Raw genomic sequence first — 15,189 nt, forward strand, 5'->3', positions numbered from 1 at the left:
ACCATGCCGCGGCCGAGGCCCGCAGGCACGGCGAGGCCCGCAGGCACGGCGAGGCCCGCGCGCACGCGTCCCCACACCGCTCCGTCAGTGGTCGTACAGCGCCTCCACCTCCTGGGCGAAGTCCCGCATGATCTGCTCGCGCCGGAGCTTCATCGAGGGGGTGAGGTGGCCCTGTTCCTCCCTGAAGTCCGTCGCCAGGACGGTGAAGCGGCGGATGGACTCGGGGCGGGACACCAGCTTGTTCGCCTCGTCCACGGCCCGCTGCAGAGCCGCCGTCAGCTCGTCGTCCCTGCAGAGGAGTTCCGGGGGAACCGGGTGCTTGCCGATCATCCGGCGCCAGTGGGTGATGCCGTCGGGGTCCAGGGTGATCAGCGCGGCGACATACGGTCGGCCGTCGCCGACCAGCATCACCTGGGAGATCAGCGGGTGCTGGCGCAGCCAGTTCTCCAGTGGGGCCGGTGCCACCGATTTGCCGCCCGCTGTGATCAGGAGTTCCTTCTTGCGGCCGGTGATGGTGAGGTATCCCTCGTCGTCCAATGCTCCGAGGTCGCCGGTGGGCAGCCAGCCATCACGCGTGGCGGGCACGACTCCGCCTGCCTGCGGGTCCCAGTAACCGCGCAGGACGTGGTCGCCGGCGACGAGGATCTCGCCGTCGGCCGCTATCCGCACCCGGGTGCCGGGCAACGGCCAACCGACCGTACCCAGTCTCGGCCTCAGCGGCGGGGTGACGGTCGACGCGGCCGTGGTCTCCGTCAGGCCGTACCCCTCGAAGATCTCGATGCCGGCACCGGCGTAGAACGCGGCCAGCTGCCGGCCGAGCGGGGAGCCACCGCAGACCGCGTGACGGACCCTGCCGCCCATGGCGGTGCGGATCCGGCGGTAGACGAGCGGGTCGTAGAAGGCGCGGGCAGTCCTGAGGGCGCGGCCCGGTCCCGGGCCGGTGCCGGTCTGCCGCATCTCGACCGCCTCGCCGTACCGGCGGGCCACGGCCGCGGCGCGGTCGAAGACCGCTGCCCGGCCGGACGCCTCCGCCGTGGCCCGCGCGGAGTTGTAGACCTTCTCCAGCATGTAGGGGATGGTCAGCAGGCAGGTCGGTTGGAAAGCGGCCAGATCCGGCAGGAGGTCCTCGGCCGCCAGGCTCGGTGCGTGGCCCAGGCGGACTCCGGACCGGACGCAGGCGATGGCCACCATCCGCCCGAAGACGTGCGACATCGGCAGGAACAGCAGTACCGAGGGCTCCTCGTCCTGCGCCTTGAAGACCGGGTAGAGCAGTTCGATGGCGTTGTCGACCTCGGCGAAGAAGTTGCCGTGCGAGAGGGCACAGCCCTTGGGGCGGCCGGTGGTACCTGAGGTGTAGATGAGCGTGGCGAGCGTGTCGGGGCCGGACATTCCCCGGCGTACGCCCACTTCACCGTCCGGCACCCGCACGCCCACTTCGGCCAGCTGTTCCACGTGCCCCTCGTCCATCACCCACAGGTGGCGCAGGTCTGGCAGCCGCTGCAGTTCGGGGCCGATGGCCGAGGCCTGGGCGGCGGTCTCCGTGATCAGGGCGACCGCGCCGGAGTCGTGCAGGATCCAGCGGGTCTGGAAGATCGAGGAGGTCGGGTAGACGGGCACCGTGACCAGGCCGGCGGCCCAGGCGGCGAAGTCGAGCAGTGTCCACTCGTACCGGGTGCGGGCCATGACGGCGATCCGGTCGCCCGGCAGCAGCCCCTCGGCGATCAGCCCTTTGGCCACCGCCAGCACCTGCTCGGCGAACCGTGCGGCCGTCACGTCCGTCCAGCGGCCGTCGGGCGTCCGGCGGCCGAACACGACCGCGCCGGGAGCCGTTCCGGCGTTCTCGAACGGCAGGTCGGCGAGCGATCCACGGGCCACCCGCAGCGCGAACGGCGGGACGGACGCCTCCCGCACGACCCCGTCCAGCCGCCGGACCTCGGGCTCCACCAGGACCGGGCGGCCGTCGTAGTCGGTGCCGCTGACGGGTGCGCCGGAGGAGGCGGGGGTGTTCGGGTACGGAGTGGGCACGGGCGGCTCCTCGAACGTGCAGCGGTGTGGGTGATGCACTGCTTGCTGCATGACGTACGCGCCTCACACACCCGGGTGTTCACCGGCGGCGGGCCGCAGAAAGGGGGGTACCGGCGGTCAGGCAGGCGTTCGTCCGGGCCTGCGGTGGGCGGCTCGTGCGGGTCCGGTGGGCGACCGGGGCCAGAGGTGCGCACCCTCGGAGGCGGTGTGGCGGCAACGGGCTCTCACCCTCGGCTCCTCACTCGCGACACGGACTTACCTCCGGTAACTTTACTCCCGAGTAGGCAATGTGGGACGTGCCGCGCGAAAGTTGGGGCCAGACACTGAGAGCCAGGTGACGCCGAGAACCAGGTGATGTCCCCGGCGGCATCGGCCACGTCCTGCGGTCGGGCGCCGTGGATCTCGCCCTCGGACTCGGCCAGGCGCGCTGGCTGCAGGAGCGGGGCGGGCTACAGGGGGCAGGTCACGGTGGTGGCCTGGTCGGCCTGTTGGTCGGAGAAGGGGCAGGGCGCACGGCTGATCACGGCGGCGCTACCGGTGGCCGGATCGCAGTCCACGACCGGTCCGGACCGGATCAACCGCATCGCCGCCCGGTGCCGGGCCGCCCCAGCACCACCGGTGGGGACGGCATCCAGGGCGGACCTGTGGCGTGCTCCGCTCACCGACTACCCCGGGGAGCGCGGGTGGAGGCATCCTGCCGGAACCGTGGTGTGGACAGAGCAACGGAATGGGGACACCCGCGACTTCGGCCATCTGGTCCGTCAAGGCGGCCACGCAGCCGCACGCACGGAGACTTCGTGCGGCGGCGTCGAGCGGCTGAGGCTCCTGCACCGCCCTCGGCAACCACCTGGCCCTGACGCCTCCAGGGCGGCGAGACCAGTTGCGGTAGGACTAGCTGGGCGAGGTCGCCCCACCCTGTGCCCGCGCGGAGTCGTCCACGGCGTCCTCCTGGTTGCGGTTGGCCTCCAGGTTGGCCTTCATCCGGTCGACCTTGCCCACGATCTGCACCGAGGCCCGGTCCCGTTCCTTGCGTAGCACGACCCAGCTGATCGGTGCCGAGAGGACCAGGGCGAGCAAGAGGACCCAGAGGAAGTTGGAGTTGCCGAAACCGCGCGGGAAGATGCCGGAGTAGACGGCTCCCCAGACGACCACGAGGCAGCCGACGTAGATGCCGAGGCGCATCAGCGTGTAGCGGAGCATCTCAATCCACTCGTCCGATTCCAAAAAGGGTCGTCATCCAGTGAAGCACGACCGACAGGCGATCATGCAGGGGGGTCAGCCGAGGGGGAGCAGCATGATGACGTCCTCGCGGTCGTCACCCGGGGCGACACGGATGGCGCCGGGCACCCGGCCGACCTCCTTGTAGCCGCAGGACGCGTAGAAGCGCTCCAGGCCGAGCCCGCCCCGACAGGTCAGCCGTATCGCCTCGATGCCGTCGATGCCCCGGGCCGCGTCCGCGGCAGCGGCCAGCAGGTCGCGGCCGTAGCCCTTGCCCTGGTGCCGCGGGTGCACCATCACCGTGTACAGCCACAACCAGTGGGTCATCAGCCGGTGTGCGTTGCGGGTGAGGAAGGCAGTCGCGGCCACTTCACCGCTCTCGTCGTGCCCGACGAGCAGTCGACAACGTCCCTCGGCCAGCTGGACGAAGTGACGCAGCAGCTCCGGCCGGATCTCCTCCCTGGACACCGGGGGTACGAAGCCCACGGCACCGCCCGCGTTGGAAACGTCCGCCCACAGATCGAGGATGCCGTCTCGCAGAACCGGGGTGATGGCGGGATCCAGGGTGAAGGTAAGCGGCATTGTCGAATGTTATCCCTTACCAGAGGGTGTCACCGGCCGCCTTCGGTCGGGGCTCGGCCGCCACGGGCCGACCACAGGCCAGGGCCCGCGCGCGGTCGGCTCGCGCAGGCCCGGCGTCTTGCGGGTCAGATCCGGTGCCCGCACGGCTCGGCCGAGGGAACCCAGCGTCCTCGACGGCGGGCACCTCCGCTCGCTCACACCCGCATCGGCTGCGGCGACTCCCGGCGCAGGGGGTCCGGGCCGTCGTACTCCCGGATGACCTCGTAGCGGGTGTTGCGCTCCACCGGGCGGAAGCCGGCGTCCCGGATCAGCTCCAGCAGGTCCTCGCGGGTCAGCTTGTTCGGGGTGCCGTAGTTGTCCGCGTCGTGTGTGATCTTGTATTCGACGACCGAGCCGTCCATGTCGTCGGCACCGTGCTGGAGGGCCAGCTGGGCAGTCTGCACACCGTGCATCACCCAGAACACCTTCACGTGCGGGACGTTGTCGAACAGCAGCCGGGAGACGGCGAAGGTCTTCAGTGCCTCGGCGCCGGTCGCCATCCGGGTCCGGGCCTGGAGCCGGTTGCGGATCTTGCCGTCCTTCATGTCCACGAAGTCGTGCTGGTAACGCAGTGGGATGAAGACCTGGAAACCACCGGTCTCATCCTGCAGCTCACGCAGCCGCAGCACGTGGTCGACGCGGTGCCGGGGCTCCTCGATGTGACCGTAGAGCATGGTGCACGGGGTCTTGAGCCCCTTCTCGTGCGCCAGACGGTGGATACGGGACCAGTCCTCCCAGTGGGTTCGGTGGTCCACGATGTGCTGTCGGACCTCCCAGTCGAAGATCTCGGCGCCACCACCGGTGAGGGACTCAAGGCCCGCGTCGATCAATTCGTCCAGGATCTCGCTCGCACTCAGCCCGGAGATCGTCTCGAAGTGGTGGATCTCCGTCGCGGTGAAGGCCTTCAGGGAGACGCCCGGGAGGGCGGCCTTCAGTTCCCGCAGCGATCGTGGGTAGTAGCGCCACGGCAGGTTGGGGTGCAGGCCGTTGACGATGTGCAGCTCGGTGAGGTTCTCCGACTCCATCGTCTTGGCGAGCCTGACGGCCTCCTCGATGCGCATCGTGTACGCGTCCTTCTCGCCCGGCTTGCGCTGGAACGAGCAGTAGGCGCAGGAGGCCGTGCACACATTGGTCATGTTGAGGTGCCGGTTGACGTTGAAGTGCACGACATCGCCGTTCTTACGGCGCCGCACCTCGTGGGCCAGGCCGCCCAGCCAGGCCAGGTCGTCCGACTCGTACAGGGCGATGCCGTCCTCGCGGGTCAGCCGCTCACCGGAGCGGACCTTCTCCTCCAGCTCGCGCTTGAGCCCGACGTCCATGCCAACACCTTTCCACGACAGCCTGACCAACGGTATCGCTACACCTCGTCCGGCAGTTCTCCGACCCGGTTCTCCCACTTGGTGGAGAGCACGATGGTGGTGCGGGTCCGGGAGACTCCCTTGGTTCCGCTGAGCCGTCGGATGATCTTCTCCAGACCGTCCACGTCCGCCGCCCGGGCCTTGAGCATGAAGGAGTCGTCACCGGCGATGAACCAGCAGTCCTCGATCTCCGACAGGTCCCGCAACCGCTGGGCCACGTCCTCGTGGTCAGCGGCGTCGGAGAGCGAAATGCCGATCAGCGCGGTGACGCCGAGACCGAGCGAGGCCGCGTCCACCGTGGCGCGGTAACCGGTGATGACACCGGCCGCCTCCAGCCGGTTGATGCGGTCGGTGACACTGGGCCCCGACAGACCGACGAGGCGTCCCAGCTCCGCGTAGGAGGCCCGGCCGTTCTCCCTCAGGGCCTGGATGAGTTGCCTGTCCACCGCGTCCATGCGTTCAAAGCCTTCCGCTGAAGAGTTCCTGAGTTGCTGAAGAGTTCCTGAGTGAGGACGGGCAGCGCCGCCTGTCCTGCCGGGCGCTACCGGTCCGGCCTCCCGCCGCCCAGTTCACCCCGCCACCGTCGGTACAGCCCGTGCCCCACGCCCGCCGCGTCCAGGACCCGCCCGGCCACGAAGTCGACCAGATCCTGGATGTGGGTGGCTCCCGCGTAGAAGGCGGGAGAGGCCGGGACGACGGTGGCACCGGCATCGTCCAGCGCCACGAGGTGTCGCAGTGTCCGGCCGTCGAGGGGGGTCTCCCGCACCGCGACGACCAGCGACCGGCGCTCCTTCAGCGTGACGCTCGCCGCCCGCTGCAGCAGATCCTTGGACAGGCCGAGCGCCACCCCGGCCACGCAGGCCGTGGAGGCGGGCACGATGAGCATCCCCTTCGCCGGGTACGACCCCGAGGACGGGCCGGCGGCGAGGTCTCCCGCGGCCCAGTACCGCACCCCGCTGACGTCCACGTCGAAGGTTCCGGGCTTGCCGTCGGCCCCCTGCGCCAACCATTGCCGCAGGTCGTCCTGCCAGTGGGCGTCCCGGAACGAGATCCCGGTCTCGTCCAGCAGCGTCAGCCGCGAGGCCCGGCTGACCACCAGGTCCACCGCCTCCCCCGCCCCCAGCAGGGCCCGCAGCACAGCCGCCGCATATGGCGTCCCGGAAGCTCCGGACACCCCCACGATCCAAGGCGCGCGCTGCGTTTCTCCTGCGTTCACACCTTGAGCGTACCGGGGGGTCGGCGCGGGTTCAGGACCGGTCGGCGGCCCCGGGGGCCACCAGAGGACGGCCGGTGTCCAGCGGAAGGCACCCTGTCCGCCTCCACGGCCACCCGTCGCCCTCGGCCACCCGTCCCCGCGGGCACGCACGGCCTGGCCTGGGCAACCGCCCCGCCCCGGGCCCGTCCTGGTCGGGGTGCCCGGGGCAGGAGAGGGACAGGAAGGGGACAGGAAGGGGACAGGAAGGGGAGCGGGGCACGGCACGGGGTGGGCCGCACCGTGTTTCAGAGGGTCAGTCCGCGGAGCAGGAGGTCCAGCAACGCGCACACGAACAGTGCAATGCCGATGAAGCCGTTGACCGAGAAGAACGCCCGGTTCAGGCGGGATAGATCGTGGGGGCGCACGATGCGGTGCTCGTAGACGAACGCGCCCGCGACGACCACCAGGCCCAACCAGAAGAAGGCACCGGCTCCAGTGATCAGGGCGTACCAGACGAACAAGGCCGTCGTGACCGTGTGGCAGGCTCGGGCACCCCAGATGGCCGCCGGGACGCCGAATCGGGCCGGGACCGACAGGACGCCGATCTCGCGGTCGGCCTCGACGTCCTGACAGGCGTAGATCAGGTCGAAGCCGCCGATCCAGACGCCCACGGCGAGTCCGAGGATCACTGCTTCCCAGGACCAGGAGCCGGAGATCGCGAGCCAGCCGCCGATGGGCCCCATGGCCTGGGCGAGCCCCAGGATGGCCTGCGGGAAGTTGGTGAACCGCTTGCCGTAGGGGTAGACCACCATCGGGATCACCGCGACCGGCGCCAGGGCGAGGCACAGCGGGTTGAGCAGGGCGGCAGCGCCCAGGAAGACCACCAGGGCGATCAGGGCACCGGTCCAGGCGTGACGGACGGTCATCGCACCGGTCACGAGTTCGCGGTGCGCCGTCCGGGGGTTACGGGCGTCGATCTCGCGGTCGATGATCCGGTTGACCGCCATCGCGAACGTGCGCAGCCCGACCATGCAGACGGTGACCAGCAGCAGCCGGCCCCAGTGGATGTGCCGGTCCGTTTCGTACATCGCGGTGAGGGAGGCGATGTAGGCGAAGGGCAGGGCGAAGACGGAGTGCTCGATCATCACCAGGCGTAGGAAGGCCTTGGTGCGACCGGGCTGCGGAATCGCTGCGGAGGCGCTGCTCACCGGCCGTACCCCGGTTCACACCCGCGGCGGGGGAACCCCGTCCCCGCGCTGCCGCACCCCACCATGTCGACGTCCCTCACAGTCCGTACTCCTTCCAGCGCCGGGTCACCCGTTCGGCCGTGCCGGGGTCCGACTCCACCATGTCCGGCCAGCCCCCGTCGCGTGTGTAGCCCTCCTCCGGCCATTTCCGCGTGGCGTCGATCCCCGCCTTGCCGCCCCAGAACTGCTGGTAGGAAGCGTGGTCGAGGTGGTCGACGGGGCCTTCGACGACCGTGAGGTCACGGGCGTAGTCCGTGTTGCCGAGGGCCCGCCACGCGACCTCGTGCAGGTCGTGGACGTCGCAGTCGGCGTCCACGACCACGATGAGCTTGGTCAGGGACATCATGTGTGCCCCCCACACCGCGTGCATCACCTTCTGCGCGTGCTTCGGATACTTCTTGTCGATCGAGACGATCGCACAGTTATGGAAGCCGCCCGCCTCGGGGAGGTGGTAGTCCACGATGTCCGGAACGATGATCTTCAGCAGGGGGAGGAAGAAGCGTTCGGTGGCGCGGCCGAGCGGGCCGTCCTCCGTCGGTGGGCGGCCCACGACGATCGACTGGAGCAACGGACGCCTGCGCATCGTCACACAGTCGATCTTCAGCGCCGGGAACGGCTCCTGCGGGGTGTAGAAACCGGTGTGGTCGCCGAAGGGACCCTCGGGCAGCATCTCGCCCGGTTCCAGCCAGCCCTCCAGGACCACCTCGGCGTTCGCGGGCACCTGCAGCGGGACCGTCTTGCAGTCGACCATCTCGATCCGCTTGCCCGCGATGAACCCCGCGAAGAGGTACTCGTCGATGTCTCCCGGCAGCGGGGCGGTGGAAGCGTAGGTGACGGCGGGGGGACAGCCGAAGGCGATCGCGACCGGGAGGCGCTCACCGCGCCGGGCCGCCACCTGGTAGTGGTTGCGGCTGTCCTTGTGGATCTGCCAGTGCATGCCGATGGTGCGCTTGTCGTGGCGCTGCAGTCGGTACAGGCCGAGGTTGCGGATGCCGCTCTCGGGGTCCTTGGTGTGGGTGAGGCCCAGATTGAAGAAGGAGCCACCGTCCTTCGGCCAGGTGAACAGGGCCGGCAACCGCTCCAGGTCGACCTCGTCGCCGTGCAGGACGACCTCCTGCACGGGTGCGCTGTCGGGTTTCACCTTCTTCGGTGGCACGTGGGCCATCGCGCCCAGTTTCCCGAAGGCCTCGCGCACGCCGACGAAACCGTGCGGCAGCTCGGGCCGCAGCAGACCGCCGATCTTTTCGGAGATCTCGCCGTACGACGTCAGGCCCAGCGCCTTCAGCAGCCGACGGTCGGTGCCGAAGACGTTCATCGCCAGGGGCATCGCGGACCCCTTGACGTTCTCGAAGAGCAGCGCCGGTCCACCGGACTTCTGCACCCGGTCGACGATCTCCCCGACTTCCAGAGAGGGGTCGACCTCGGCCTTGATGCGCTTGAGGTCTCCCTCGCGCTCCAGCGCCCGCAGCAGGGAGCGAAGATCGTCGTAAGCCATGTGTCACAGTATCGGCCACCCACTGCCCCGGCCCCGTCACCGGGGCGGCCGGGACGCGCACCGAGCCCTCTCCGTTTCCCCCGTTCCAGGACAGCCCGTCACGGCCACCCGCTAACCTGGCCCGATCACCGGGGCCGTCTCACATCGTCGGGAGAGCGCACACGCATGCTCAGGTATCTGCCGTTCCTGCTGGTCCTGGCACTGTGGATCTACGCCTTCGTGGACTGTCTGAACACCCCTGAGGAAGAGGTGCGCCACCTGCCGAAGCTGGGATGGGTGATCATCATCCTGCTGTTCGGTGAGGTCCTGGTCGGCCCGGTCGCCTGGTTGCTGACGGGCAGGGCGCGACTCGCCCCGGCGGATGGCTCCACCCCCTCGGAGTGGCATCGCGACGCCGCCGAGAACTGGGTCGCTCCCGATGACAACCCCGAGTTCCTCAAGTCCCTGAACACGGAGAACCGGCAGGACGGCGGGCCCAAGGGGCGCATGGGGAACGCCGGGGACGAAGGGGGCACGGGGGACAAGGGCGACGACTCGAAGAGCCACGACTGACCCGTGGAGCTTCGGCCACGGACATTGCCACGACACTCCGCTCACCGCAGAGTGGGACCGTGGAAGAACAGCAGGCCCGTACCTGGCTCGCCACCGCCGTCGAAGAGGCCCGCACCGGACTCGCCGAGGGCGGCATCCCGATCGGCGCCGCGCTCTACGGCGCCGACGGTGCCCTGCTCGGCCGCGGCCACAACCGCCGCGTCCAGGACGACGACCCCTCGATGCACGCGGAGACGGCCGCCTTCCGCGCGGCGGGGCGGCAGCGCACCTACCGCGGCACGACCATGGTCACCACCCTCTCCCCCTGCTGGTACTGCAGCGGTCTGGTCCGCCAGTTCGGCATCTCGCACGTGGTGATCGGTGAGGCCAGGACGTTCCGGGGCGGCCACGACTGGCTGGCCCGGCACGGGGTGCGGATCGTGCTCCTGGACGATCCGGAGTGCGTGGAGATGATGCGTGACTTCATCGGGCGCAACCCGGCCCTGTGGCACGAGGACATCGGCGCGTAGTCCCCGTCGCGCCGGTGTGTGCCGGCCGGCGGTCGCCGGGCCGGTCACCATCGGTTAATCACTTCCGCGTTCGGCCTGCCATCCGTTCCGTTGAAATGAACCGGCCGGGCACATCCCGGCCGCGTCTCACGCCATTGCCTTGAGGGGGCCCGCATCCAAGAGCCCCCTCTGCGATGGGAGACGCGTGCGAATCACTGACATCCAGCGCTGCGACGTCCGGCCGGGACGGCTCGTCGAGTGGACGCTGAGCCCGGCAACCGTCGCGACGGCAGCGGCGCTGCCGGAGGACTCCCGGCCACCCGCCTACATCCAGGAGTCGCACATCAGGACGGCCAAGTGCGTCCGGGACGACGGCCTGTTCGTGCCGACGTGGCTCGGCTCCGCCTTCGACCTGCCGGGTCCGGTCGACCTCGATCTGCTGCAGGAGGCGCTGCGTGCCTGGACGGTGCGGCACGAGACGCTGCGCAGCGGCTTCCGCTGGACCGGCCGCTCGGGCGACGAACTGCGCCGGTTCACGCTCGACCCCGCCGACGTGTCCCTGTGCCGGGAGGTGGTCGGCGACTTCTCCGACGCGGACGACCTCGTCCGGCACCTCCAGGACCGCTTCGACGCGGTCGCGGACGCACTGCGCTGGCCGAACCTGATCTACACGGCCGTGGTACGGGACGACGGAGCCAGCGTGTACATGGCCTTCGACCACAGCAACGTCGACGCCTATTCACTGCACCGCATCGCCGCCGAGATCCACGATCTGTACACGACGGGGCTGACCGGGGCCGAACCCGACTGCCGTGTCCCGGCGGCCAGTTACGTCGATTTCTGCCAGATCGAGCGGGCGGACGCCGACGGCATCGACGACCGGCACGCGATCGTGGGCCGCTGGCGCGAGTTCATCCGCCGCTGCGACGGGAAACTGCCGGGCTTCCCGGTCGACCTGGGCCTGGAGCCGGGCGGCCGGCTGCCCCGCCAGCGGATGCTGTGCGAGCCACTGGCGGACGCCGACGAGGCAGCGGCCTTCGAGGCGTACTGCAGGCCCTACGGCGGCAGCCTGGCCGGCCTGCTGGCCGCGACCGCGCTCACCGTCCACGAGCTGGGCGGACAACCCGTGTACCGGACGGTGGTGCCGTTCCACACCCGGATGAAGTCCCGATGGGGCGACTCGGTGGGGTGGTACGTGGGTGGCGCACCCATCGAGGTGCCCGTGGGTCGCTCCCCCGATTTCCCGGACACCCTGCGGGCGGTGCGCGCCGAGCTGCGGGCGAACCGTTCCCTGGCCCGGATGCCGTTGGCTCGGGTGCTGAGCCTGCTCGGCGCGGACTTCCGGCCGACCTCACCGGACCTCTACTCGATCGTCTCCTACCTCGACGCCCGGGCCATCCCCGGCGCCGAGCGGTGGGCGGAGCTGAAGGCGCACGCGCTGCTGCGGGTGTCGTACGGGGACCAGGTGTGCGTGTGGGTGAACCGGCTGCCCGAAGGCCTGTGGCTGGCGAGCCGGTACCCGGACACGGACACGGCGGCGAAGAACCTTGGGCTGTACGCCGAGCGACTGCGGGACCACATCGCCTCGGTGGCACGCGGCGGCCCGGCCCTGCCGTGATCCGGTGGACGTCACCCGCCCCGACCGGAACCGGCTCCCCTTTCCGCACCGCTGACCGGAACGGGGGCCCGCCATCGTCCCGGGCCCGGGACCGCGACGGTCTGGATTACACAGACCCCATCTTCTCGATCAACCGTTCGAATCTGGTCCGCCAGTGGGACTCCGACTCACCCGCGCTCTCCCCCTGGAACTCCCGGGTGAAGCGCAGCACGCTCGCCGCGTCGCCGTCCCGCTCCAGGTGGAACCGGATCCGGCCGCCCTCCCCCACCGTGTACTCCGCGACCCGGTCCACGTCCCAGGCGGTGATCCGCCCGGCGCCCAGATCGCGCAGAACGACCGGGCCGTCGAGCCGGGGTTCGAGAACGTCGACGGCGGTGAACCATTCCCCGAGCCCCTCGGGGGTGGCCACCGCCGACCAGACGTCTTCCATGCGGCGCGGGATGCGCACCAGAAAGTGGAGTATGTGCGTGTTCCCGTGCGTCTGGCTGGTGCCCTGTTCGATGGAACCGCTCATGGCACCAGTGTCACCGACCGGGCGCTCACACGCCCGCGTAGGAGTGCTTGCCGTTCACGAAGATGTTGACGCCGTAATAGTTGAAAAGCCAGCAACCAAAGGCGATCATCGCCAGATAGGCGGCCTTGCGCCCCTTCCAGCCGGCCGTGGCGCGGGCGTGCAGGTAACAGGCGTAGGCGACCCAGGTGATGAAGGACCAGGTCTCCTTCGGGTCCCAGTTCCAGTAGCGGCCCCAGGCATCACCGGCCCAGATCGCGCCCGCGATGATCGTGAACGTCCACAGCGGGAAGACGGCCGCGTTGACCCGGTAGGCGAACTTGTCGAGGGACGCGGAAGCGGGCAGCCGCTCCAGGACGGAGGTCGCGAAGGAGCCGGGCTTGCCACCGGCCTGCAGCTTGGTCTCGTACGAGTCCTTGAACAAGTACAGGATCGTGGCGACCGCACCGACGTAGAACACCGCACCGCAGAAGATCGCGGTGGAGACGTGGATGTACAGCCAGTACGAGTGCAGCGCGGGAACCAGCTGGTCGCTCGCGGTGTACAGGACGGTGACGGCGAGACCGAGGTCGAGCAGGACCGTGGTGATCAGGAACAGTCCGAGCCAGCGCACGTTCTTCTTCAGCGCCAGCAGCGTGAGGTACACAGCGACGGCGACCGTGGAGAAGGTGATGTTGAACTCGTACATGTTGCCCCACGGCGCCCGTTCCACCGAGGCCGCGCGGGCGGCGACGCCGCCCAGCTCCACCAGGAAGGCGAGCACGGTGAGCGAGACGGCGATGCGCCCGTAGAGGTCGCCCTGCGCGTCCCCGCCGTGCGCACCGGGCCCGTCCGGCACGTCCCGCGCGCCGGACGTCGAGCGGACGACCACCTTGGGCCGCTCCAGCACGGCAGTCCCGCCGGCCCGATTCACGGTGACCGCGGGACCGCTCGCCCGCTGAGCACTGTCGGCGGTGAGCGCGGCGGCCGTTCGGCCGACCTTGCTGCGGCTGCCGAGCAGCCACTCGGCGATATAGGCGAAGAAGGCCAGTGTGTAGACGGCCATGGACGAGTAGATCAGCGTGTTGCTGATGCTCGCCAGGTGTTCGTTGGTCGCGGCGGCGAGCTCGGTTGCGGCGGCGAGAGTCACTTCTCAGCCCCTTCGGCAGGTACGACTTGGGAGGCGGGGGATGCTTCGTTGGACGCTGAGGGGTCGTCGGGGTCGACTGCCCCCGGCGCCTGGTCGTAGAGGGTTCCGGCGAGGTCGCCCAGCTCCTCGGGCACCTTGGCGGACTCGCTGCGGCCGAGCCCGGCCATCTCGACCACCGTGACGCCGTCGGCGCCGCGCACCGCCCGCACCCACACCCGGCGGCGCTGGATGAACAGGGACGCGGCCAGACCGAAGATCGCGGCGAGGGCACCGCCGAGCGCCCAGCCGCTGCCCGGCTCCTGGACGATCTCGAAGCCGGCCCATTCCTTGACGGTCTTCCCGAAGGTCACGGACCCCGCGCCGCCCGGCAGCTTCATGGTCTGCCCCGGCCGCAGGTTCGCCAGCAACTGCTTGCCCTTGGCGTCCTTGTAGTCCTTCATATGGGTCTTGTCGAGCTGGTAGACACTCTGCGGGATGCCCGCGTCGACGCCGAGGCTGCCGTGGTACGGCTCCAGGTGGAGCACCGGGTTCAGCAGCGCCGGGAACTCCGAGAGCACCGAGTCGCCACCGCCGTAGGTCGGCAGGAAGAACGCCTTGATGCCGAGCTGCTCCTTCTTCCCCTGGGCGTTGCGGTAGCCGTCCATGACCTTGATGACACCCTGCGAGGTGACGTTGCCGTCGAGGGGCAGCAGCGGCACGGCATCGTGGTAGACGACCTTGCCCTTGGCGTCGCGAACGGTGATGACGGGCGCGTAGCCGTGGCTGACGAGGTAGACCTTGGCGTCGTCGATCTTCAACGGCTCGTTGACCTTGATGGTGGTCGGCCGCTCCTTGCCGTACGCGCCCTTGCTGTAGGCGATCTTCGCCTCGAAGGTGCGCGCGGTGCCGCGGTTGGGGCCGGTCACTTCGTAGGTGGCCCTGAAGTCCTTCAGGTCGAAGCTGAACGGCACGAGGTCGTCGTTCCGGAACAGGCTGCCGGATTTGAAGTCGTCGTACATCGGCAGCGCGTTGGAGAAGCCGTCGCCCTCCACCATCAGCTTGGTGCCGTCGGACTTGTACATCTGGCCCGAGGCGAAGGCGACCAGCAGCACGATCAGGGCGACGTGGAAGACCAGGTTGCCCAACTCGCGCACGTAGCCCTTCTCGGCCGCGACCGCGTCACCGGCCGCGTGGGCGCGGAAGCGGCGCTTCTTGAGCAGGGCGAGCGCAGCCTCGCGGATCTGTTCCGGGTCTGCGGTGGTGCGCCAGGTGGTGTAGGCGGGCAGCCGGTCCAACCGCTTGGGCGCGCCCGGCGGACGGCCGCGCAACTGGCCGACGAACTGCCAGGTGCGCGGGACGATGCAGCCGATGAGGGAGACGAACAGCAGGATGTAGACGGCGGAGAACCACACCGAGCTGTAGACGTGGAACAGACCGAGTTTGTCGTAGATCGGCGCCAGCGTCTTGTGGGCGTCGCGGAAGGCCTGGACCTTGTTGATGTCGGCGCCGGTCTGCGGGATCAGTGAACCCGGGATCGCGCCGAGCGAGAGCAGCAGGAGGAGCAGCAGTGCGACCCGCATCGAGGTCAGTTGCCGCCAGAACCAACGGACCCAGCCGATGACGCCGAGGCCGGGCGTACTTACCGGTTCCTCCCGCGGCGCGGTGGACAGCTGTGAGCCCGCAGCTCCCAGTTCCTCCTGCTCCTGGTCCTCGGCTCCACTCGGGGAGTTGTCGGCCGTGGTCTTGCTCATCG

General features: G+C 69.6%; 15 protein-coding genes. 3 read left to right on the plus strand and 12 right to left on the minus strand.

Annotation, left to right across the window (positions count from 1 at the left end):
* Positions 1-84: 84 nt before the first annotated feature.
* The 9 genes from LK06_RS13030 to LK06_RS13070 all read right to left on the minus strand — a co-directional run bounded on the left by LK06_RS13030 (position 85) and on the right by LK06_RS13070 (position 9,159).
* Positions 85-2,025, minus strand: coding sequence for an AMP-dependent synthetase/ligase (locus LK06_RS13030; protein ID WP_039651051.1), 1,941 nt, complete (start codon positions 2,023-2,025; stop codon positions 85-87).
* A 449-nt stretch (positions 2,026-2,474) separates the two neighbouring features.
* Entirely contained in the window at positions 2,475-2,687 is a 213-nt protein-coding gene (locus LK06_RS13035) for a hypothetical protein (protein ID WP_039651049.1), read from the minus strand.
* A 229-nt stretch (positions 2,688-2,916) separates the two neighbouring features.
* Positions 2,917-3,225: a DUF4229 domain-containing protein gene (locus LK06_RS13040; RefSeq protein WP_039651047.1), complete on the minus strand. Its 309-nt coding sequence runs from the start codon at positions 3,223-3,225 to the stop codon at positions 2,917-2,919.
* A 75-nt stretch (positions 3,226-3,300) separates the two neighbouring features.
* The gene (locus LK06_RS13045) at positions 3,301-3,825 is read right to left on the minus strand and encodes a GNAT family N-acetyltransferase (RefSeq protein WP_039651045.1); all 525 of its coding nucleotides are present in this window, start codon (positions 3,823-3,825) and stop codon (positions 3,301-3,303) included.
* A 194-nt stretch (positions 3,826-4,019) separates the two neighbouring features.
* The gene (gene mqnE / locus LK06_RS13050; RefSeq protein WP_039651043.1) at positions 4,020-5,183 is read right to left on the minus strand and encodes an aminofutalosine synthase MqnE; all 1,164 of its coding nucleotides are present in this window, start codon (positions 5,181-5,183) and stop codon (positions 4,020-4,022) included.
* 38 nt (positions 5,184-5,221) lie between these two features.
* Positions 5,222-5,677: an Lrp/AsnC family transcriptional regulator gene (locus LK06_RS13055; RefSeq protein WP_039651041.1), complete on the minus strand. Its 456-nt coding sequence runs from the start codon at positions 5,675-5,677 to the stop codon at positions 5,222-5,224.
* Between the two features lie 86 nt (positions 5,678-5,763).
* Positions 5,764-6,438 carry a UbiX family flavin prenyltransferase gene (locus LK06_RS13060; RefSeq protein WP_039651039.1) on the minus strand — a complete coding sequence of 225 codons (675 nt, stop codon included), beginning with the start codon at positions 6,436-6,438 and terminating at the stop codon, positions 5,764-5,766.
* 284 nt (positions 6,439-6,722) lie between these two features.
* Entirely contained in the window at positions 6,723-7,625 is a 903-nt protein-coding gene (gene mqnP, locus LK06_RS13065; protein WP_039651037.1) for a menaquinone biosynthesis prenyltransferase MqnP, read from the minus strand.
* A gap of 76 nt (positions 7,626-7,701) precedes the next feature.
* Positions 7,702-9,159, minus strand: a complete 1,458-nt coding sequence (locus LK06_RS13070; RefSeq protein ID WP_039651035.1) for a menaquinone biosynthesis decarboxylase — start codon at positions 9,157-9,159, stop codon at positions 7,702-7,704.
* A 165-nt stretch (positions 9,160-9,324) separates the two neighbouring features.
* On the opposite strand from LK06_RS13070, the gene LK06_RS13075 reads away from it, so the two are divergent.
* The 3 genes from LK06_RS13075 (at position 9,325) to LK06_RS13085 (ending at position 11,817) form a co-directional block, all read left to right on the plus strand.
* Positions 9,325-9,711 carry a PLD nuclease N-terminal domain-containing protein gene (locus LK06_RS13075; RefSeq protein WP_078858681.1) on the plus strand — a complete coding sequence of 129 codons (387 nt, stop codon included), beginning with the start codon at positions 9,325-9,327 and terminating at the stop codon, positions 9,709-9,711.
* 59 nt (positions 9,712-9,770) lie between these two features.
* The gene (locus tag LK06_RS13080; RefSeq protein WP_039651033.1) at positions 9,771-10,220 is read left to right on the plus strand and encodes a nucleoside deaminase; all 450 of its coding nucleotides are present in this window, start codon (positions 9,771-9,773) and stop codon (positions 10,218-10,220) included.
* Positions 10,221-10,404: 184 nt separating this feature from the next.
* Positions 10,405-11,817, plus strand: a complete 1,413-nt coding sequence (locus LK06_RS13085; protein WP_039651031.1) for a condensation domain-containing protein — start codon at positions 10,405-10,407, stop codon at positions 11,815-11,817.
* 106 nt (positions 11,818-11,923) lie between these two features.
* On the opposite strand, the gene LK06_RS13090 is transcribed toward LK06_RS13085, so the two are convergent.
* From LK06_RS13090 to resB, 3 genes are read right to left on the minus strand one after another with little or no spacing between them, the layout of a single operon-like run.
* On the minus strand, positions 11,924-12,331 hold the full coding sequence (locus tag LK06_RS13090; protein ID WP_039651030.1) for an SRPBCC family protein: 408 nt from the start codon (positions 12,329-12,331) through the stop codon (positions 11,924-11,926).
* Positions 12,332-12,356: 25 nt separating this feature from the next.
* Positions 12,357-13,457: a c-type cytochrome biogenesis protein CcsB gene (ccsB, locus tag LK06_RS13095; RefSeq protein ID WP_039651028.1), complete on the minus strand. Its 1,101-nt coding sequence runs from the start codon at positions 13,455-13,457 to the stop codon at positions 12,357-12,359.
* Positions 13,454-15,187 (minus strand): cytochrome c biogenesis protein ResB, encoded by a 1,734-nt coding sequence (resB, locus tag LK06_RS13100; RefSeq protein WP_039651026.1) that lies wholly within the window; start codon positions 15,185-15,187, stop codon positions 13,454-13,456. The genes ccsB and resB overlap by 4 nt, the downstream gene beginning before the upstream one ends.
* Between the last annotated feature and the right edge of the window lie 2 nt (positions 15,188-15,189).

Source organism: Streptomyces pluripotens, from assembly GCF_000802245.2.
In the GTDB taxonomy this organism is placed as follows: domain Bacteria; phylum Actinomycetota; class Actinomycetes; order Streptomycetales; family Streptomycetaceae; genus Streptomyces; species Streptomyces pluripotens.